Origin of the sequence: Aquimarina sp. TRL1 (assembly GCF_013365535.1) — a bacterium.
Taxonomy (GTDB): Bacteria; Bacteroidota; Bacteroidia; order Flavobacteriales; family Flavobacteriaceae; genus Aquimarina; species Aquimarina hainanensis.
The window spans coordinates 3,282,252-3,302,896 of the sequence record NZ_CP053590.1 but is presented as its reverse complement, the minus strand read 5'-3'; the positions used below and the strand labels follow the sequence as shown (position 1 = coordinate 3,302,896).

Genomic DNA, 20,645 nt, shown 5'->3' with positions numbered 1-20,645 from the left:
ATCCTTTTATCTCCCTCATTTATTTTACACTTTCGCGAATTATTCTTATTTAATCTAAATTATAATGTTTAACTATATAAAAATAGTTGTCTATTTCATACTTACTAGCTGTACGATTCTCTATTCGTATGCGCAGGGGGAGCCAGCGACGATCACAGGAACCGTAACAGATACCCGTAACAATGGGATTGAGGGGATCACTGCCTTACTAAGGAATACCAATCACGGGGCATATACGGATGTAAAAGGAACCTATAGCATATACAATATTGCTCCGGGAGCGTATGTACTGGAAGTTTCCGGTTTGGGATACAAAAAACAACTGCAAACTGTTTCCCTGAGTGAAGGAGAAAAAATCACCCTGAACATTACTCTGGAAACAGATTTAACAGCTATTGACGAAGTCACAGTAACTGGAAAAAGTAAGACTACCAGGATCAAAGAACAGAGTTTCGCTGTCAATTCTATCAGTACTAAACAATTAAAGAACAATACGACTGATGCTTCTGTCATCCTAAACAAGACCTCCGGGATCAGAATCCGATCCACCGGGGGGCTGGGATCTTCTTATAAACTATCATTAAACGGACTGACGGATAAGCAGATCAGGGTATTTGTCGATGACATTCCCATTGATGAATTAGGAGAAGCATACAGTCTTAATAATATCTCTGTCAATCTTATAGAACGCATCGATGTATACAAAGGAGTTGTTCCTGTATCACTTGGGGCGGATGCCCTTGGGGGTGCTATTAATATTATAACCAATAAAAAGAAAGCTTCTTTTTTTGACGTCTCGCATAGTGTTGGTTCATTTAACACACATCGCTTCAATCTCAATAGTCAATATCGGGCTGAGAAAAGCGGTTTCACGGTCAAAGTAAGCGGTATCTACAATTACAGCGATAACAATTACCTTATGCGGGATGTAAATTACTTTGTCAAGGAAACCGTAATTCAAAACGGTATCGAGAGAGAAATCGATACAGAGGTAACCGGAGATGTCGAGCGATTTCACGATCAATACCGCTCTGTACTGGGAAATATCGGGCTTGGTTTTACCAATACACAATGGGCAGATGCACTTATCGTTGATTTTGCCGCTGCCGGAATTGACCGGGAAATTCAGGGATTGAATAACAGACCTATCGGAGAAGCTACAGAAGAAGAACACAACCAAACGGTACGTCTTCGCTATACCAAATCCAGGATATTCGACGAGCGGTTGAGCTTAGATATTTTTGCTTTATACAACACGATCAAGCGCACCAGTATTGACACCTCATCCAACCGGTATAGCTGGGACGGAAGTTTTAAAGTAAACGAAATACAAGATGGTCGCGGGGAGTTTTTACAGCCCAAAACCCTGTTTAAGTTTAATCAGTCGCAGTTCCAGTACCGTGTTCATGCGAATTACAACATCAGTGAAGGGCATACTATCGGTCTGAATCATATCTATTCTGAAATAAGCCGGGAGGGGGAAAACAGAATTAATACCGAAGAAAATCAACCTTTCAAATCTCCAAATACCATCAAAAAGGCAGTTAGCGGTTTCGCCTATACCACAACCTTTTTTGATCAAAAATTAGAAAGCGTCCTTGCTCTTAAACACTATTATTTCAAAACCCTGGCAAAACAAGCCATCACTTTTACCGATTCCTCTATTGGAATAGAGGATGTTTCGACGATACAGGACAGACTGGGATATTCATTTTCGACCCGGTATTTTATTACCCCCGACTTATTGCTAAAAGGTTCTTATGAAAAAGGATACAGAATCCCGCAACCAAAAGAAATATTCGGAGATGGATTAAGCATTCTGGCAGTTCCCGGTTTGCAACCCGAAATCAGTAAAAATATAAATCTGGGAATCGGGTATACCTACCCTACCGATAACGGATTCCTGAAAAACGAGGTACATCTATTCCGCAGAGATGTAAAAAACTTTATCCGTTTTCAGTTCTCGGGCTTGGTCAACTCCTATCAAAATGAAGAAGATGTTTTAATACGGGGAGTCGAATGGGATCTTATATACCAGTACAAAAAACTGAGATTCAGCGGGAATCTGACCTGGCAGCAGGTACTCAACAATCAGGATTTTCCCTCCGGATCCATAGAGGAACGCGTATTCGAAAAACAGCAACTACCGAATACTCCTTCTCTTTTTGCCAATGCAGACATCAGCTATCAATTGCCAAACCTGATACGCAAGGTGAATACTTCGGTTTATTACGGAGTAAATTTTGTCGATAAGTTCTATGTCGCCTATAAGAAAGCAGCTACCCTGACGGATAAAAATGAAATCCCAACCCAATTCCTAAACAATGCAGGAATTACATTCTCTTCAACAAACGGAAAACACAATGTAAACATCGAAGTGCAAAATATTTTTGACGCTTCGGCATATGACAATTTTAGACAATCAAAACCAGGAAGTGCCTTTTATCTAAAGTACCGGTTCTTTCTGGATAATTAATTTTTTAAAAACCATAAATAAAAACAATGAATACTAAAGTAATCAGTTTAGGTGTCCTATTTATAATCGTACTATCGCTTTTTTCATGCAGCAGTGATGATGATACGCCAAACACCGTAGAAGAAGACCCCAAAAAAGACTATAAGTTCCTACTTGCATTAGCCCTGCCGGCTACCGATTTGTATCCATTTCATATCATTGATGATGTAGAAACAGGAAATGCCAATATTCTGGATGCACAGGAGATCCCCAATTTACCTTATAATGTAGTAATTAATGGTAAGGACGGATATATCTATCTAAACTCTGAAACAAAACTAACCAAGTACGAGGTTAATGAAGATGGGATATTAACTCCTCTCGGATCCGTTCCTAATACAGGAATCAGCGGGGGACCTGTTTCTGAATTTTTGTCCGACAATCGTTTATTAGTTTCTACGGGAGCCCGGGCTGCCGATGGAGGCGTATTTAATTACCAGATAATCAACACTACAGATATGACAGAAGAAACTGCAGGTACCATCACGCTTCCTATTAATGAGGGGGATAAATCTGCTCCTTCCCTGTATATCCTTAAGGACAATAAAATCTACGTTCCGTTCTATCATGCAGATGCTAATTGGGGGGCATTTAATCAAGCCTCTATCGCCATATACAATGCAGAAACAATGGCTTATGAAAAAGTCATTACTACTGACAAGGCCGCAGGTGTAGGGTTTAGTGTAGTATCTTCTCATGCTATTGTAGAAAACGGAGATTTATACCTCACCTCTACCAATACCGATTACTGGGGAGCAAATGAATCCATCCCATCAGGAATTGTACGGATTAAAGCAGGAGCTTCTGATTTTGACGATACCTATTTTTTTAACCTAAGCGAAAAATTCGGGGGCAATCATACAGCAGGAATGGCATATGCCGGAAACAACAAAGCCGTTGTTCAGGTATTCAGAAGTGATCTAATTACAGAATACAAAGACTACCAGGGTAGTTATGTGATCGAATACCATGCGATTGATTTAATCACTAAAGAAACGACCAAATTAAACCTTCCGCTATCCAAATACCCTAGAAGAACCGTTCGCTCTATAGGCAACGGAAAAGTAGCGATTGTGGGAAATACCGAAACAGAAGGAAACAATATATACATCTACGATGCGGCGACCAATACCGTTACCAAAGGATTATCTTATACGGGAACAGACGCCATCCAGGGGTTTTTACCTTTTAAGTAAGCTTTTTTTTTAGATTTATTTCACTTATCCATAGCGCTGGTGGTTCTACCAAACTGCCGGCGTTATGGTTTTTATACCTGATCGTGTACTAAACTCCTGCCCACCCCAAAAACATTGTAATCGTTTTCGGTTTCACTCTATAACTAAGTATCGCTAAAAACATCTGTACATACGTCTGCATAAGAACCGTCCATCTCTTATTCTCATAGGAAACCTTTCTATTTTTAACTATATTTCAAGGGAAATAAAAAACACCTGATTTTGTCATAAATACCTGAATCAGTACCCATAGCCGACCTAAGTTGTCATTTTAAAACTACCGAACCCACACATGGATATAGTACTAAGAAAATATACATCTTCCAGAGATTACGATGCCTTGCGAACTCTTATTAAATCCGAAGGAGAGGAATGGAAAACTTACCTCCTTCCTAAATACCGGCTTGCACTGGAACATTCGATTACCTATGTAGCCTATACTCACAATCAACTCTGCGGATATATACGGGCGCTAGACGACACTGGTTTCTATGTCTGGGTAGTGGATTTATTAGTCACTAAAAGATATCGAGGGAACGCAATAGGAAAAAAACTTCTGGAAAGCATACGAACTGCCTTCCCGGATCAGGAAGTTTTCGTGATGTCGGATGCCGACTCTTATTATACAACCTTAGGATACCACAGAGAAGGCAGTTTGTTTAAAGTAATCTAATCCCAAAGAACACTCACGGACTATCAGACATTTCAACCACATCCGGATTCCCCTCTTTAATCAGTTCTTACCGGATTTTGGCAGTTCCGGCTACACAACATACACCCCGACAGCGAATCGTTTCTGATAATGATATAGAAATGACTTTTATATTAGGGGATGACATCAAACAACACCAATACAATTCACTGTTTTACAAATAACTAATACTTAACATATATACTTCGGAATGCTTCTTGTAATATCCTTTATAAAATGTAGTAATCATGTATAACCATATATCCATAGAAACCCTGTCTCAATATTGTGGTAGCCCGATCCTAGAAGGGCACATTGCATATCAAAGCATGCATATACCTTTTATGAGCAATCAGGAATTCTATGGTCCTGATTCCCTAAAAAGGGATCATCCCAACCTATAAAAAAACAGGATACATCCACTTGACCTCAACATTAAAAACTTAGATGTTGGGGCTTTTTTTACTCAAAAAAGCCGTTTTTCTCTAAGAATAAACGTCAAATTGTTGTACAACACTTGATTCATTGCTGTACGTCTCTTTTTTTAAACAAAAAAGTAAGAAATAACTTACTAAAATACCGTTTTTTTCTTCCTTTTTAAGTCAAAAACACTTTATAAGCCATTGTTTTCTGGAGCATTTTACGCTTGTTTTCAGGGAGTACAATTGGAGAAAAAAAGCTCCTAAAACCATCACAATCCAGCGCTTCATATCATCTTGCTACCTAATTAATTTGCAGGAGCCCCGGGTGGCAAAAATTGTTAGGAGGGCTAGTGCTACGTCTGGTATCTTACGAAAAACACTCCCACAAATGTTAAAGCATTCTTTTGCCACTCATCTTTTAGAAGACCGAACAGATATTAGATAGATACAAACTTTATTAGGGCATAGCAGCACCAAAACAACCGAAATTTACGCAAGTTGCCCTAAATAATTTTAAATCAATTAGAAATCCACTAGATTTGAGATACATATAATGGAAATATGTGTACCGGTACACATATCCAATTGTTAGGTGCAATTTGAAAAAACAATATGAACCCAGAAGATTACATTAAATGGATTCAGCTAATCATCAATGCTTTCGCTCTTGGTGCAGCCGGTTGGATTTACAAAGCATACATTCAGAATCTAAAGGCTACTGTAACAGCTAAAGATGAGCAAATGAAAGTTGTAGAAAAAAATTTGAATTTATGGAAAGACAGAGTGTCTGAATTAGAAAGAAAAACACCTGATTTTATTGAGAATGCTTTAAGTAAAAGAATAAAAATTCGTGAAGAGGAAATCGAACGGCTAAATTTAGATAAAGAAAATCACGCACTTGAAATCCAAAAAAAGAATGAAGAACTACTTCTGTTTAAAAGTGAATTAAAGAAAACAGGCGAAGTACAAAATACTATTTCCCAGTTGATTGAGGATTTTGGAAAGTTTGGTGACTTTTTAGACAAAGACAAAGAATTAGAAACTACTTTAGCTGGATATGTAGATGTAGATAGTGGACAATTGATGTTAACTGACCCTTGTTATGTTGATTCGCAATGGAAAAAACAACCTTATGAAGATTTGAGACTTTTTAAGGATAAAGAAACTGGAAAAACCTATCAGTTTAGAAAAGACTTCAACCACTTCGATGAAAAAATAAAGGGATTTGACCATTCCGTTAATGAATTATTGGAATCCGAAAGATTTGAACGAATAAAGGTTGACAAAAAATCGGAATATTCATATTCTTATGCAGGTTCTTGTTATGCGACTTTAAGTGATGAAGGATTTGGTGCTTTGACTCACGAAAAAGGTCACGAAGGAGCAGCAGTCGCTTTTAACACTTTCATGGGAGATGGTACTTATCCAGTTTATATTGAAACCTATGGAGGAAGAAACATAAGAATGTATGTTGATTTAATTTAATAAAAGTAAAAACTGCACCTAACAATTTGTATAATGCATATGCACCCTGCGGGATGCAAACGCACAATACAAGAGACGTTGTACAGCATAAAAAATGAAAAAAATACTAATACTTATTTCAGTCCTTACACTATCCTGTAATCAATCAAAAAAGTCAAAAGTTGAAAGAGAAAATAAACCAGATGTATATAATCTGCAAGAAACGGATATGGAAATGAACAATGCAATTACTAAAGCAAATGAAACATTTAATTTATTCAAAGAAACTTTCCAAAATGATAGTGTGAACAAATATTACTTTTCAATAAAACAAAAATATGACACACCAGATGGTGGTAATGAACATTTATGGGTGGGACAAATAATTTTAAATCAATCTGACTACTATGGAATTATAGGTAATGAACCCATTTCGATCCTGAAAGTTAAATTAGGAGATACCGTAAGAATTGACAAAAAACAAATCTCTGATTGGATGATTGTTGATAATAGCAATGGAAAGGTTAAAGGTGGTTATACGATTAGAGTATTACGTAATAGAATGTCAGAAACTGAAAGAAATCAATTTGATCAAAATAATGGGTTAATATTTGAAGAATAAAACGCTCTACAACACCATATATGTGATCATAGCAGCTTGATGACTAAGCGGATGATCCGGTTACTTTGGAGTGGCGCACTGCATGATTTTAAGTAAATTATCAATCAATGCGCAGAAAAGCCGAAAAGCAAGGTAGCATTTTGCCTCGCTACGACACATATATAAAACGTTAAGCAATATAACAACAAAGCAAAGAATGAAACATCTTTTAATAGTTATCAGTTTTTTTTTACTTTTTTCATCTTGTCAAAGTCAAGAGAAAAATAAAATTTCTGAAAAAAGAATAAAAAAAGAATTTTATGAGTATTATTCCAAACCAGGATTAAATGCAAAAATTGAACGTATAGAAGATCTTAAATTTGAAAAATCTGAAGAGAGACAATATGATATGTATGGGAACATAATCAAGAAAATCTATTCGTCAAAAATTGTTGTCAAGTATTTATATGATGGTGATCAAAATTTATTAAGAGAAGAAATTTATGATAGTGAGGGAGGACTAACTGATCAAAAGATTTATGAAAGGAATAATAAAAACAAATCACTAGTAACTGGTCAAATTCAAATCAGAAATAAAGATACTATAAGTAACGAAAGAAATACTTATGATAAAAATGGTAATCTCATATTAAGTGAATTTATAAAGAATTCAGTATGGGAAAAAGCTTTTGCTTACGAATATGACGAGAAAGGTAGAAAGGTTTTAGAGCATGATTATATTAGCGAAAGATATGGAGGATATCCAAAAGCACTATATAAATATGATGAGTTTGATAACTTAATTAGAACGAAAGAACTCGATTCAAATAATAATCTTATCAGGTCAGCTACCTATAAATATGATGAACGAAAAAATAAAATTGAATATATATTATTTTCAGAACCAAACAAAACTGTTATTAGTAAAGAATTTACTACTTACGATACCTTTGATAATATAAAAAGTATAAGTAATAATAAAGATGGTAAAAATCAACAAGAATACAAGTACAAATACAATGAATACGGAGATTGGATAGAAAAAACATTTTATTATTATGGTTATGTTGATCAGTACGTGAAAAGAAAAATCGAATACTAAACATTGCCTAGCAAAAGTAACTGTTGCACAACTTTTTTTTGATAGTAAGCAAAAACCCTGAATAAAACCACAAATACTTTATCTATAAAAATCAATCAGTTATATTTATTAAGAAAATAATATAAGGATGATTCTAAATATTTTGGAGTCGTGCAACATCCACGATGTATATGTGATCATCATAGCTATATGATTAATTGGATGACCTCGTCAGTTTGTAATGGCACAACACTCGCAATAAAAAAAGTTAGTAACCAATGTGCAGAAAAATTCAACGCAGAGGTAACATTTTGCCTTGCTACCACACTTATATTAAACGTTGTAATGCATTTACTCAAAACAAACTTCAAAAAGTGGAAACTAAAAACTACAAACTAAAGGAAATAGAAACCTCTGACATAAATAACATTCATAAAGGACTATCTAACCCCGAAATCACAAAATATTATGATGTGCATTTCTCGACACTAGAAGAAACAGAAGAGCAAATGGAGTGGTACAGAAATCTAAAAAAAGATGGTACAGGAATTTGGTGGGGAATTTATGATAAGCAAGATAACTTATTTTGTGGTGCAGGAGGTTTTAACAGTTTAGAGAAAGAGCATCAAAAAGCCGAAATTGGTTTATGGTTACTAAAAGAGCATTGGGGAAAAGGAATTTTAAAAGAAGTTATGCCAAAACTATTTGAACAAGGCTTTACTGAATTAAACTTAAATAGAATAGAAGGTTATGTAGTAAGTGAAAATACAAAATGTAAAAGTGCATTGGAGAAAATTAATTTCAAATATGAAGGAACAATGCGTGAATGTGAAATAAAAAACGGAGAAAAACTAAATGTTGACTTCTATTCAATATTAAAAAGTGAGTGGAATAAATAAAAACGTATTACAACAATGGCTATAAGTAATTGCTTGCTCTTGGCTACTTATTAAACGACTATCTCTATTTAGGTTTCAAACCAAATAAAGTTTCATTTAGAAGTATCTGGAACATCTATGACAAGACAACAAAATCACATAAATTGAATCCAAAGATACTTCAAACTCAAAATTGGGCATTTAGAGGATTATATTGGTTAAGTAAAGATCTATTTGAAAACAAAGAAGAATTCACTTCCACCATTGAGCCTAAAGCTCAAGAATTAGCTCAAATAAGAAATTTCATAGAACATAAATCATTTAAAATAATAGACTTTGGACAACGTGGAATATTAGATAACGGATTGACATATGCTATTGAACGGATCGAATTTGAACAAAAAACACTAAATTTAATGAAACTTGTTAGAGCTAGTATGATTTATTTATCTCTTGGAATTAACCTAGAAGAGAAAAAGAAAGAAATTACGAAACCAGTCTTGCCAATTGACTTTATTGAATTGAAAGATAAAGCCAGATGACAACAATTAGAATCAAAATGCAAAAATGAAATTAGAGCAATCTGAATATACTGGGATCACCTCAGAAAAATATGATTTCAACTCATACGTATTATCTATTGTTAATTTTCAAACTTCAGCACCTGAAGACTGGCACCATCATGAAAACACTCATTTATCGTTGGTCTTGCAAGGAGGAAGCAGAGAATCCCGAAAAAAGGAAGAAATTCAATTAACCCCTGGTAAGATAATATTGTATAATGAAGGCGAATTGCATAGCAATCGATATACGGCATTTCCTTCAAAACACTTAATTGTAGAACTAAAAAAAGATTTTCACAAAACAAATAGTCTTAGTCCAAAACATTTCTCAACATCAAATACAGCTAACATTGATATTTACTTAAACCTATTGAATATCTACAATGAGCTACATTTAGGTGATATATATTCTGCAGAAACAATTGATTTCTCTTTTAATCAATTATTAAAATCAGATCAAAACTCTTCCTATATCCCTGTATGGATGAACTCCCTAAGAGAAGTTATTGAAGATCGATGGGATGAGTTTATTCCATTAAAGGACTTAGCTACCATTTTTAATGTGCATACCGTTACTATTTCTAGATATTTCAAAAAGTACTACAAGTGCACACTGGGAGATTATATGCGGAAAATTAAAGTAGAGAGAGCAGTCTTCTTTCTTCTAAACACTAACAAGTCTATCTCTGAAATATCAGATATATGTGGTTTCACAGATCAAAGTCACATGATAAAAGTGTTTAAACTGTATATTGGTTTTCTTCCAAACCAGTTTCGCTCTATATAAAACTTTGGTTAAAATCATACAATCATCTAATGATGATACAATGTAATTTTGTTCCACCTATAAAAATAGCTGAAGTATAGAATGAATAAATGTAATTATATCACCCTTTTAATAATATCATTCAAGCTACTTTCTTGTGGTCTTAAGGACAAGCAAAGCAATGAAAAGATCGAAACCCGATTAGAAAACAATCTTAAAGTAGATCATCTCAATATTTGGGTTGAACATCCTGAGAAAGCAAAACAATTATTAATAGACATTGGCTTTACAACTGTACCCGATTCAGATACTACCCCCCATCAAGGACAAGGAACTTCAGGGAAGTATTTTCATTTTTTAAACAGTTATTTAGAGTTGATATTTGTCTATGACCAACAAGAGTTTGATAAAAACAATGAGACGAATACCTCATTAGATTTTTCCCAAAGAGCCAATTTCCATAAAAATAATGCATTACCATTTAGTGTTGCTCTTAAGCTAAAGGAATACAGTCCTGAAAAAATTCCATTTGAAACTATAAAGTATCAGCAAGCATGGATGGGAGAAAACAATAGTATTTATGTTTCAAAAAATGCCAAAACTAATCTACAGGAACCTTCTGTTTTTGTGGTCTATCCGGATATTGAGTCTGGCACATTTCAATCTATGTCTGATTTAGATAATTTCCCGACAAATGATGACCATTGGAAAAGTTTTTTCAAACATCCCAATGGAGCAAAAAAGATTACCAAAATCACCATTACAACCACTGATTTAGATTTAAAAACCGAAACTATTCAAGCTGTAAATAGTATTGACAATATTGCTATCAAAAATGGCGCTGAACATTTAATGGAACTTTATTTTGATGACAATATTCAAAGAAGATCCTTTGACTTAAGACCTGAATTGCCTTTAATCATTTATCTATAGCTTAAAATAATGAAAAAAACAATCCTCTTTTTACTCATTCTTGTAACTGCTTTTAGTTGTATAAATACGGAAAATGTAGTAGTGCCTACATTAACAAATGTCGAAAAATTTCAATCAATTATCGATTCAATTTATAAAGCAAATCCACAATCGATTGGAATCATAGTGCATATTGAATCCCCAAAAAACGGAATATCTTGGAGCAAAAGTGCTGGGTATTCAAATAAAGCCACAAAAACAAAGTTATTAGCTAATCAACCTGTATTAATCGCAAGCAATATCAAAACATACGTTTCGGCTGCAATTTTAAGACTACAAGAAGAAGGAAAATTAAATATAGAAGACCCAATAGAAAAACATCTGTCAGAAAAAACTACAATACTCTTTCGAGATGATGGCTATGAGCTTGATAAAATTAAAATCAAGCATCTACTCTCTCATACAAGTGGAATAAACGACTATGTAAATATGGATTACTTTGAGTTTATCAACAAAAACCCTAAACATAGATGGACAAGGGATGAACAATTGAAACTTGCAACCATTGCAGGAGAACCGGCAGGTAAGCCACAAGAGATATTTAAATATGCAGATGTCAACTACCTGCTTGCTACAGAAATCATAGAACAAAAAAGCGAAAAACCATTTTATACAGCAATTAGAGAATTACTAAAATACAACGAGTCAGGTTTGAAGAATACTTGGTTTCCCACCTTGGAAGAGAAACCAACGCACACAAAAAAACTTGCGCACCAATATTGGAACGAAAAAAATTGGGGTGAACGCAAACTAAATTTCGATTGGGATTCTTATAATCATGATATTTCTTGGGATTTATATGGAGGCGGTGGAATAGCAACAAACATGAAGGAACTAGCTCAATTCTCATACAATCTATTTAATGGAAAAATCATTAAGAACAAGGAAGTATTAAGCCTGATCAAAACGGATGTTAAAACCACGGATGGAATTACAAAAAATTATAGACTTGGTATTGCCGATGCTAGCATAAAGGGCTTACAAAGTTTAGGTCATGGTGGCTTTTGGGGAACTCAAGTATTTCATATTACTCAATTGGATGCCTCAATTTCTATTTGTGTATTAGAGCGAAATGGAAAAATGAAAATTATAGAAAGTGTATTAAACACCCTCACAACTGAATTGACTAAACAGATTTACCCTACTGAGCATATTCTCCATGAAAATTATGAGCTCTACAAAGTAAAAAATTCAAAGGCAACTCTAGTTCTATTTCCTGGAGGTGCTCTTACTGCAAAAGAAACAAAAGAGGAATTTGATATAATTACAACAGCCGCAGCAAATCAAGTTTCTATTTTATTTATGAATTTTAATCGTCATCTCTGGATTGATAATACCACCACTGAACAATTAGCAGAGGAACTAGAAACTATTTTTGATGAAAACCATTTAAAGGCAGAAAATATTTGCATTGGAGGAGTATCGATAGGCGGAAATGTAGCTTTAACACTTTCAAATCATCTATATCAAAATAAGTCTGATATTGCCCCAAAAGGTACTTTCATTGTTGATTCTCCTATTGATTTATATGCACTTTATGAAAGTTCTATAAAAGACATTGAAAATCCAAAATTAGATGAAGAAAGACTCGCAGAGCCAAAATGGATAGCTAATTATTTTGAAGAAGAATTCACCAAAGATTCGCTATTGCAAAACATACAGAGAGTATCTCCATTTACTTTAGAAAACAAATATACAAATGTACCATATTTAAAAAATAGTAAATTAAGGTTCTACACTGAACCTGATAGTATATGGTGGAAAGAAAATAGAAAAACGGATTTCCAAAGCACAAATGCATATGTTATTCAAAAAATAGCAAAAGATTTAAAAGCCAAAAACTGGAATAAACTTGAATTGATTGAAACGGAAAACAAAGGCTATAGAGCTAATGGAGACAGACACCCTCATAGTTGGTCAATTGTTAACACAAGAAAATTAATAGAATGGGTGAAGCAATAAAAAATGGCTACAACAACAGTAACTGTTGCACAACTATTTTTTTTGATAGTACGCAAAAACCCTGAATAAAACCACAAATACTTTATCCATAAGAATCAATTAGTTATGTTTATTAAGAAAATAATATAAGGATGACTCTAAATATATTTGGAGTCGTGCAACAGTCACAATGTATATGTGATCATCATAGCTACTTAAAGGGTAATCGAATGGTTGTTATATTTTTGACAGGCAATGCTTGTAGAATGGAAAAGTTAGCAACCAATGCGCAAAAAAAATCAACGCAGAGGTAACATTTTGTCTTGCTACGACACTTATATTAAACGTTGAGTGCAATTTTAAAACTACTAAACCAAAAACAAATTGAATGGGGTTATCTAATAAAAAGGGGGGTATTAAGAATCAATCAAAATCGAACATAGATGATTCACAATTAAAAATAATTTTACTTGAAGATGAATACTCCCAATATTTACAAGTTAAAAAAAATAAAGAAAAATTTGCTGAAAAGGGTCTTGGTATGAATTTCCCTCCTGAGGATTCTAATTTTGATTTTATGTCTAGACAAGAATCTGAAGAAGGAAACTTTACTAAAGCTTTAAGATATTCAAACGCTTCAATTCTTTTAAACCCAAAATTGGAATATTATGAACTCAGAGCGCAAATAAAAAGAGACCTAGATGACATAGAAGGTGCAATTGAGGATTATAATATATGTATCAATATGACTCCTAACGAAGGTAACTTGTATAAACATAGAGGAATTCTAAAGGTAGCTTTGGAAGATTATTCTGGAGCTTATGAAGATATGATAAAAGCTGGGACTCTCCTAGCAGATGGAGTAACTCCCGAGTTAATATCTGAATTAAGAGAGTTATCGGAAAAATAACTACACACAACAATTTGTATATTGCACATATACCCTGCGAGATGTAAACGCAACCTCAAATTGGAAACCCAAGCAAGTATTCTAAAATAATAACTACTCTTTCGAATCACCTAAAAAAACAAAACATAAGTGATTCGGATCTATTTTCAATCGATAGCTATAAAGAAACAGAAAAGGAAAATTATGTGCTCAGTCGAATTGGTCAAGGATTATTCAGAAAACAACTGATTCAATTTTGGAAACCCTGTTAAATAACTGGAATCAAGGAGATTCCATTATTGGTTGCGTCTCATATTAAATCTTGGAAAAAGTCAAATGACTTTGAGAAACTTGATGTATACAACGGGCTTTTATTGACACCAAATCTGGATAAGGTTTTTGACTTAGGTTTAATTTCATTTGACAACAACGGAAAAATTTTAATCTCTGGTTTTCTAAATAATTGTGAGTCTTTTGGAGTTTATAAAAATATGAAAATCAAAATATCAGAAAAGCATAAGGTGTATTTAGAATATCACAGAGAAATTGTATTTAAAAAGTACAAATACTGTTTACAACACTATATATGTGAGTATAGCAACTAAATGATCAATCGAATGGTTGTTATATTTTTAATAAGCTCAATGCTTGCAGAAAGTTAACGTTAGTAATCAATACGCAGAAAAATCGAAAAAGCAGAGGTAACATTTTGCCTTGCTACGCCACTTATAATAAACGTTATAAACAATCTTTTTGAAAATTAAGGTAACAATATCCAAAAAACAAAAAAACAAACAAGAAGAAATGAAGAAGATCATATTAATAATTCTGTTAGTAGGAATTAATTTTAGCATTAAAGCACAACAAGATATTTCAGGAGAATTAACACTTACCTCAAATTTGGATACAGAATGGTCAAAATTAATTTTTAAAAGAAATAGCGAACCTAATAATGGTTTTCTACAATACTATGGGGGAACTGATTCAGGAATAATTATAGGTGTATCTGGTGTAAATCCAATACGATTTTTCTCTAACGGACAAGAAAAAATGAGAATCGCAAAAGAGGGGGATTTGTGTTTAACTTCTTTAAGCTCTGCCTGGTCAAAGATCACATTCAACCGAGAAGGTGAACTTAACAATGGTTTTGTTCAGTACTATGGAGGAACTGATTCAGGTATGATTCTAGGTGTATCCGGGATAAATCCAATACGATTTTTCTCTAACGGACAAGAAAAAATGAGAATTTCTAAAGAAGGGAATTTAGCAATAGGAACTATAGACACCAAAGGTTATAAACTTTCAATAGCGGGCAAAGCAGTTGCAGAGGAGGTCAAAGTAGCTTTACAAACCAGTTGGCCAGATTATGTTTTTAAGCAGGGTTATGAACTCCCCACTCTTAACGAAGTAGAAAATCATATAAAAGAAAAGGGATATTTAATAGATATCCCAAGTGCCAAAGAAGTACAAGAAAATGGGATTTTACTTGGAGAAATGAACTCTAAATTACTTCAAAAAATTGAAGAATTAACTCTTTACACAATCAAACAAGAAAAGAAAATTCAAAATCTTGAAAAAGAAAATCAGGAAATCAAATTACTGAACAAAAAACTTCTCGAGTTACAGTCAAGGCTTGAAAAACTAGAATCTGAAAAATAAAGAATTTATAACATTATATATCAAAACATTGCTAATATTGGGATTAGCGACGTTAGTTATATTTATCGTTGTGCAACATATCAGAACTGAATGAGAATTTTAATTTACACAATATTATTTCTGTATTTTAACCAATCCTTTTCTCAAAAGACGTTGGATTATAAAGAAATTCTGACAGAATTAGAAAACTCGTCGAAATCTTTAAATACAACTCTGATTTTGCCAAATTCTGACTTTTATATTAGAATTACCAAAGACGTAATTATCGAGAATCCCGAGTTGAATTCTTGTATTGATATTGCAACGTACGAAAAGAAAAACGAAGAAATTATCAGAATATTAAAAAACCATAATTTATTGGACAAATTGTATGTGGAAATCGAAAATGAATATTCTGATTTAAGTTCTGACCAAATATTCAAACCAACTGAAACGGAATTATATTTGGAATTATTTTTTAAAACAAAAGATTTCGGAATTATGAGTTGTTTTGTTCCTGTTATTGAGAAAAAACAAGCCAAAGAACTGATTTGCGATTTGGATAAAATATTTGATTATCAATATTGTTTTAAGAAATTGAACCAGAAAATATAAATACGTCGCACAACACGGTGTATAAAACACAACTAATAAGTGCTTAACCGAAAGGTTTCTGTATATTTATAAAGTCTGCCAAATTTTTAATTTGGCTTCTAAAATAGAGAAGATAAAAACAAAATACAACGTTTTGGCTCTGCGCAAACTTGAAAGTTTATGGCTTTTTAAACGCTACTACTCATACACAAAACGTGTGTAGCCAATTTGAGAAATGAAAATACTAACCAGAATTACACTATTGACTTTTATGGGATTATTTACCTCTTGTTTTGGACAAAAAGAAGAACATATTTATCTGGCTGGCTGGGAAGCTGAATTCAATGGAGATGAACAATGTCAAAAATTTCTCGAAACACAAGTTGTAGATAAAGAAACTGCTAGTACTATTTGGAGTTCAATTGAACTCGTTTTTAAGGATGGGGAATTGATAAAAGCCTACAATAGTGATGAAGGACACAAAACCGAAAGAAAACTAAACGAAAACGAAATAGGTTTTGAATTCCAGAAATTAGTCCCTAATCAGATTTATAGCCTCAATCAAGTATCATCATCTGAAAGCTACTTAGGTGGAGAAACCCCAGAAGAATTCAACATTCCTACATTTGAGTTTACAGCACCATTTCAATACTTAGGGAAATTTTCAAAAACAGATGAAGCTTTCAATTGGCTTCCATTTGATTTGCACATTGCTGCACCAGTCTACTTGAATTTTGACAAGTTATTTATAGACTACTCTGACCCATTGAATCCTAAAGTATTGGACATTGAGGAATTAAAGCAAACGGACAATTCATATGACGATTTAAAATCAGATTCGGAAATAGTTTATGAAAAAGTGTATTTAAAAACGGAAAAAGAAACTGACTTTGTTGGCATTGGACATACAGGAGTTCCAAGCTGGATTCAAAACCCTGACATTCCTGCCTGTCCAAAATCAAATAAAACAATGAAACTACTTTGTCAATTAACCTATAATGGGGTTGATAATATAAAGACAAAGCGAACAAACGTAAAGCCAGAAGATGAATGGTATAAGCAATATTTTGAAAATATGAATTTTTGGGGAGATGGAGACTTGTATATTTTCTTTGAACCTGACAGCAAAATTATGTGCTTTATAATTCAACATACATAAAAAACTGGCTACAACAATAGTAACTGTTGCACAACTATTTTTTTTGATAGTAAGCAAAAACCCTGAATAAAACCACTAATACTTTATCTATAAGAATCAATTAGTTATGTTTATTCAGAAAATAATATAAGGATGACTCTAAATATATTTGGAGTCGTGCAACAGCCACGATGTATATAAAAAATAGCGAATTGATTACTTAGCCAAAATGAATTTTATAAATTTAGGGTAATTTATAATTCGGAAAATTAATGTTTTTCTAAACGCTACGTTTCATATACAAGGGCGTTAATTAGAAGAACCGTATAGAACTATAAATTCAATCAATATAGCAGTGAGCATATTTTCTTATCATTTAGTAGAACTCCCCCTTTTTGTTGCAGTAAAAAGAATATTCTCGAATCCAATTTCCCAAAAGACGAAGGGACTGATTCACTCTGAATACATGACTGCAATGACATTAGGGTCTCCAATCTTTTCTTCCTCTAGGGTTTTAATAAGGCAGATAGCTGTTTTTATGCAATGGGAAAATGAAATTAAACTTGAAAACTATTTAGAGCAAGACAGTTTTGGAAGAGTTTTAGCTAAAGGTTGGCATGTGCGTTTGTCTTTTATCAGAAGATGGGGGAAATTCAGCGGATTCAAAATCCCCAACTATAAAGACAGGCTAGAAAGTCCAACCTCTCCTGTAGTTGCTGTAACAATTGCAAGAATGAAACCTTTTGCTGTACCTAGATTTATCAATTGGGGAAGACCTGTAGAAAAACTGGTAAGAGACCACCCTGGAACTACCCTTTCATTGGCATCAGTAAAGTTTCCGAATACAGTATCGACCTTTTCAATATGGAAATCTGAAAAAGAAATGACCGATATGGTTCATGGTCATAGTATGGTTGAAAAACCAAAAAGACATTCCGCAGCAATGAAAGAAAGAGAAAGAAAGGATTTTCATTTTGAATTCACTACATTAAGATTTAAACCGTTAGCCGAGTTTGGTGAGTGGAAAGGGCAATCAGGCTTTATTCCTAACATTTAAGGATTGAAATAAAAATGGGAATAGCACGAAAAAAACAAAGCATACAAGATTGGGGTACTCAACAGTGGGTAATTCTTTTTGGGAAGAAAATTGATAAAACAAATAATGAGTGGCTTTTGGGACCATTCGGAGACACAAATGGTATTGGTCAGAAATTCATCAAGCAATTAGCGAGAAAAGAACATTTGGTTATTGATAACCAAAAAACAAACAAGGGGTTAATTGAATCAATCGACCAATTAAATCTATCTTCAAATGAAATAAACGCTTTATCTCGAGATGTAATTGACTTCTATGAAAACACCTCTAATTATGATCTTCATTTAAAATCAAAATGGAATCCTTTCTTCAAGGTTTTTGGTTTTTTAGTAAGGTTAATTTTCAGTAAAAGAATAGAACAACTAAATGTTCCGATTCAAAACATAGAGGATGCTTCAGGATTGACAAGTGAAATAATTCAACTGCTCGATTCTAAAACAAATGAAGTTAAAAGAACAATTTGGTTTCGGGCATTTAAATCGTCAGGTCAAGTAGTTTATTCAGGGGTTTATGAAACCTGTATTATTCCATCAGGAAAGACATGTATCAAAGCAATTTTTCCTTTGCCACATGGAAATGCAACCGTTATTTTAACGCCTAAAATTGGAAAAAACGGGGAACTCATTTTGGATTCAGGGGGACAAAAAATTGGAGATAGCGGATTTTACTTTTTACTAAAAGACTCAAAAGGACAACTATGGACTAAGTTCATTAAATCATTTAAAGACAAGCTAGTAGTAAGTAGTGCAAATAATAGAATTACTGCTATACAAACTTTAACTTTATGGAACTTGAGAGTTCTGAAATTTGAATATGAAATAAAAAAACGATAAACAACAACAGTAATCGTTGCACAACTATCTTTTTTGATAGTAAGCCCCCCTGAATAAAACCACAAATATTTTATCTTTAAAAATCAATCAGTTCTGTTTATTCAGAAAATAATATAAGGCTCCCCTAACTAAAGATCAAATTAAATCTGAAGCGGATAAAAAAGACAGGGTTATCGCAATGGTATTCATAGTAATATGTAAGAGTAATGGATATCTTAAACCAAATGAGACTCTGGTATACCCATAAATAATGGCGCTGCATAATTGAGGTAAAGTAATGATAGGAAGCAAAAGGATATTCACCCAAATAAGCTCATACTTAGACAGGTGTACCCAGGCGAAGATAAGGCAAGAACAATAATAAATGATTCGAAACTTAGCAGTCCAAAAATTAGCTACATATTCGTTTACCTTTTTAATATTAAGAATAAAAAAAAGAAGTCCCCCAAAGGAAAGAGCCAAAGAAATTCTCAAAGCAAAACTTTCGTCCACCATACTTATTTTGGTATGAAAAATAGCTTTGGTAAGAAAATAATACAACAATGCGCTGGATGACAAAGAGAGATAAAGGGGTTTAAAAATTAAAGAAAGCCTGAAAGCGATTTCTTCAATAAGTGGTAAGATGAATCCTCCAACCAATAAAAGAGCAAGTGGAGAAAACCGATCAGCCATATTAACACTTTGTATGTTTTTAGGATCATAAACAAAAGCAAAAAACAAAATAACAGGAATTAGAAATACCAATTTCAGGATAAAAAGACCAATGGTTTCATAGACTTTTTGCTTAGACGATTTTTTAAGATCGGGTTTATTATGAGGAGTTTTTATAAAACTAACAATATCCTTGAATAAAGAGAAGTAGAATTTAGGTCTAATTAATGGATAATTCATAATTTAGTTTTTACGGAAGACGAACTAAAATATGTTTCGTTACAATGCCGAATTTTTAGAAAAAATAAAAAACGGCGGCTAACAATATACATAACATCCATATCGTCTATACAACGGTACGGTATAAACAGGCTCTGTTATAAGTAATTAAATAAACAAATAGAAAAGTAATATTATTAACATTCATATGTATAGCTATTAACCTAAATGATCAAAAACCCAACGTAATTGTTTGCTAACTGGGTTTTTATAAAAATACTTAACAGAGAGGTTGGTAAAGCTGGTTTAGCACACCTGATAGGCTGAAGTAATTGGAAAATGAAAACTTAACTTTAAATCGGACGAAAAATTCGATACTTCTATGATGGGTGAAAAATAAACGGAACTTAGAATTTTGACTCAAACTCTAACTTGATAACGATTTCTGGTATAGAAGG

20 protein-coding genes are annotated in these 20,645 nt (G+C 33.3%); 19 read left to right on the top strand and 1 reads right to left on the bottom strand.

The genetic code is table 11. The features are described 5' to 3' along the window. The first annotated feature begins 64 nt into the window (after positions 1 to 64). From HN014_RS13360 to HN014_RS13270, 19 genes are all read left to right on the top strand, one after another. Positions 65 to 2,476: a TonB-dependent receptor gene (locus tag HN014_RS13360; protein ID WP_176029357.1), complete on the top strand. Its 2,412-nt coding sequence runs from the start codon at positions 65 to 67 to the stop codon at positions 2,474 to 2,476. A gap of 26 nt (positions 2,477 to 2,502) precedes the next feature. Next, positions 2,503 to 3,711 (top strand): DUF4374 domain-containing protein, encoded by a 1,209-nt coding sequence (locus HN014_RS13355; RefSeq protein WP_176029356.1) that lies wholly within the window; start codon positions 2,503 to 2,505, stop codon positions 3,709 to 3,711. Between the two features lie 331 nt (positions 3,712 to 4,042). Then, a complete protein-coding gene (locus HN014_RS13350; protein ID WP_176029355.1) occupies positions 4,043 to 4,423 on the top strand; it encodes a GNAT family N-acetyltransferase in 381 nt (126 codons plus the stop codon). 266 nt (positions 4,424 to 4,689) lie between these two features. Beyond that, positions 4,690 to 4,845, top strand: a complete 156-nt coding sequence (locus HN014_RS13345; protein WP_176029354.1) for a hypothetical protein — start codon at positions 4,690 to 4,692, stop codon at positions 4,843 to 4,845. 630 nt (positions 4,846 to 5,475) lie between these two features. Further along, positions 5,476 to 6,348 carry a hypothetical protein gene (locus HN014_RS13340; protein ID WP_176029353.1) on the top strand — a complete coding sequence of 291 codons (873 nt, stop codon included), beginning with the start codon at positions 5,476 to 5,478 and terminating at the stop codon, positions 6,346 to 6,348. Positions 6,349 to 6,442: 94 nt separating this feature from the next. After that, complete coding sequence (locus tag HN014_RS13335; protein WP_176029352.1) at positions 6,443 to 6,949, top strand: YegJ family protein; 507 nt, start codon at positions 6,443 to 6,445, stop codon at positions 6,947 to 6,949. 196 nt (positions 6,950 to 7,145) lie between these two features. Next, on the top strand, positions 7,146 to 8,030 hold the full coding sequence (locus HN014_RS13330; protein ID WP_176029351.1) for a hypothetical protein: 885 nt from the start codon (positions 7,146 to 7,148) through the stop codon (positions 8,028 to 8,030). Positions 8,031 to 8,383: 353 nt separating this feature from the next. Beyond that, entirely contained in the window at positions 8,384 to 8,908 is a 525-nt protein-coding gene (locus HN014_RS13325; RefSeq protein ID WP_254884003.1) for a GNAT family N-acetyltransferase, read from the top strand. Between the two features lie 29 nt (positions 8,909 to 8,937). Further along, complete coding sequence (locus tag HN014_RS13320) at positions 8,938 to 9,429, top strand: LA2681 family HEPN domain-containing protein (RefSeq protein WP_176029349.1); 492 nt, start codon at positions 8,938 to 8,940, stop codon at positions 9,427 to 9,429. A gap of 25 nt (positions 9,430 to 9,454) precedes the next feature. After that, positions 9,455 to 10,237, top strand: coding sequence for a helix-turn-helix domain-containing protein (locus HN014_RS13315; RefSeq protein ID WP_176029348.1), 783 nt, complete (start codon positions 9,455 to 9,457; stop codon positions 10,235 to 10,237). Between the two features lie 81 nt (positions 10,238 to 10,318). Next, positions 10,319 to 11,149 carry a hypothetical protein gene (locus tag HN014_RS13310; RefSeq protein ID WP_176029347.1) on the top strand — a complete coding sequence of 277 codons (831 nt, stop codon included), beginning with the start codon at positions 10,319 to 10,321 and terminating at the stop codon, positions 11,147 to 11,149. A gap of 9 nt (positions 11,150 to 11,158) precedes the next feature. Next, entirely contained in the window at positions 11,159 to 13,150 is a 1,992-nt protein-coding gene (locus HN014_RS13305; RefSeq protein WP_176029346.1) for a serine hydrolase, read from the top strand. Positions 13,151 to 13,517: 367 nt separating this feature from the next. Further along, positions 13,518 to 14,039, top strand: a complete 522-nt coding sequence (locus tag HN014_RS13300; protein ID WP_176029345.1) for a hypothetical protein — start codon at positions 13,518 to 13,520, stop codon at positions 14,037 to 14,039. A 251-nt stretch (positions 14,040 to 14,290) separates the two neighbouring features. Next, entirely contained in the window at positions 14,291 to 14,623 is a 333-nt protein-coding gene (locus HN014_RS22805) for an HNH endonuclease (protein ID WP_368660077.1), read from the top strand. Positions 14,624 to 14,822: 199 nt separating this feature from the next. Beyond that, entirely contained in the window at positions 14,823 to 15,677 is an 855-nt protein-coding gene (locus HN014_RS13290) for a hypothetical protein (RefSeq protein WP_176029343.1), read from the top strand. A 153-nt stretch (positions 15,678 to 15,830) separates the two neighbouring features. After that, positions 15,831 to 16,271: a hypothetical protein gene (locus HN014_RS13285; RefSeq protein WP_176029342.1), complete on the top strand. Its 441-nt coding sequence runs from the start codon at positions 15,831 to 15,833 to the stop codon at positions 16,269 to 16,271. A 214-nt stretch (positions 16,272 to 16,485) separates the two neighbouring features. Next, positions 16,486 to 17,409, top strand: coding sequence for a hypothetical protein (locus HN014_RS13280; protein ID WP_176029341.1), 924 nt, complete (start codon positions 16,486 to 16,488; stop codon positions 17,407 to 17,409). Positions 17,410 to 17,743: 334 nt separating this feature from the next. Then, positions 17,744 to 18,445 carry a hypothetical protein gene (locus HN014_RS13275; RefSeq protein ID WP_176029340.1) on the top strand — a complete coding sequence of 234 codons (702 nt, stop codon included), beginning with the start codon at positions 17,744 to 17,746 and terminating at the stop codon, positions 18,443 to 18,445. A 14-nt stretch (positions 18,446 to 18,459) separates the two neighbouring features. Beyond that, complete coding sequence (locus HN014_RS13270) at positions 18,460 to 19,317, top strand: hypothetical protein (protein ID WP_176029339.1); 858 nt, start codon at positions 18,460 to 18,462, stop codon at positions 19,315 to 19,317. A gap of 135 nt (positions 19,318 to 19,452) precedes the next feature. On the opposite strand, the gene HN014_RS13265 is transcribed toward HN014_RS13270, so the two are convergent. Further along, entirely contained in the window at positions 19,453 to 20,208 is a 756-nt protein-coding gene (locus tag HN014_RS13265) for a hypothetical protein (protein WP_176029338.1), read from the bottom strand. Positions 20,209 to 20,645: the final 437 nt, after the last annotated feature.

Excerpts from the sequence above, each read along its gene's own strand:
- HN014_RS13280 (WP_176029341.1), top strand. The coding sequence starts at position 16,486 with ATGAAAATACTAACCAGAATTACACTATTGACTTTTATGGGATTATTT.
- HN014_RS13340 (WP_176029353.1), top strand. The coding sequence starts at position 5,476 with ATGAACCCAGAAGATTACATTAAATGGATTCAGCTAATCATCAATGCT.
- HN014_RS13265 (WP_176029338.1), bottom strand. The coding sequence starts at position 20,208 with ATGAATTATCCATTAATTAGACCTAAATTCTACTTCTCTTTATTCAAG.
- HN014_RS13315 (WP_176029348.1), top strand. The coding sequence starts at position 9,455 with ATGAAATTAGAGCAATCTGAATATACTGGGATCACCTCAGAAAAATAT.
- HN014_RS13330 (WP_176029351.1), top strand. The coding sequence starts at position 7,146 with ATGAAACATCTTTTAATAGTTATCAGTTTTTTTTTACTTTTTTCATCT.
- HN014_RS13350 (WP_176029355.1), top strand. The coding sequence starts at position 4,043 with ATGGATATAGTACTAAGAAAATATACATCTTCCAGAGATTACGATGCC.
- HN014_RS13300 (WP_176029345.1), top strand. The coding sequence starts at position 13,518 with ATGGGGTTATCTAATAAAAAGGGGGGTATTAAGAATCAATCAAAATCG.
- HN014_RS13335 (WP_176029352.1), top strand. The coding sequence starts at position 6,443 with ATGAAAAAAATACTAATACTTATTTCAGTCCTTACACTATCCTGTAAT.
- HN014_RS13355 (WP_176029356.1), top strand. The coding sequence starts at position 2,503 with ATGAATACTAAAGTAATCAGTTTAGGTGTCCTATTTATAATCGTACTA.
- HN014_RS13290 (WP_176029343.1), top strand. The coding sequence starts at position 14,823 with ATGAAGAAGATCATATTAATAATTCTGTTAGTAGGAATTAATTTTAGC.
- HN014_RS13310 (WP_176029347.1), top strand. The coding sequence starts at position 10,319 with ATGAATAAATGTAATTATATCACCCTTTTAATAATATCATTCAAGCTA.
- HN014_RS13305 (WP_176029346.1), top strand. The coding sequence starts at position 11,159 with ATGAAAAAAACAATCCTCTTTTTACTCATTCTTGTAACTGCTTTTAGT.
- HN014_RS13345 (WP_176029354.1), top strand. The coding sequence starts at position 4,690 with ATGTATAACCATATATCCATAGAAACCCTGTCTCAATATTGTGGTAGC.
- HN014_RS13270 (WP_176029339.1), top strand. The coding sequence starts at position 18,460 with ATGGGAATAGCACGAAAAAAACAAAGCATACAAGATTGGGGTACTCAA.
- HN014_RS13360 (WP_176029357.1), top strand. The coding sequence starts at position 65 with ATGTTTAACTATATAAAAATAGTTGTCTATTTCATACTTACTAGCTGT.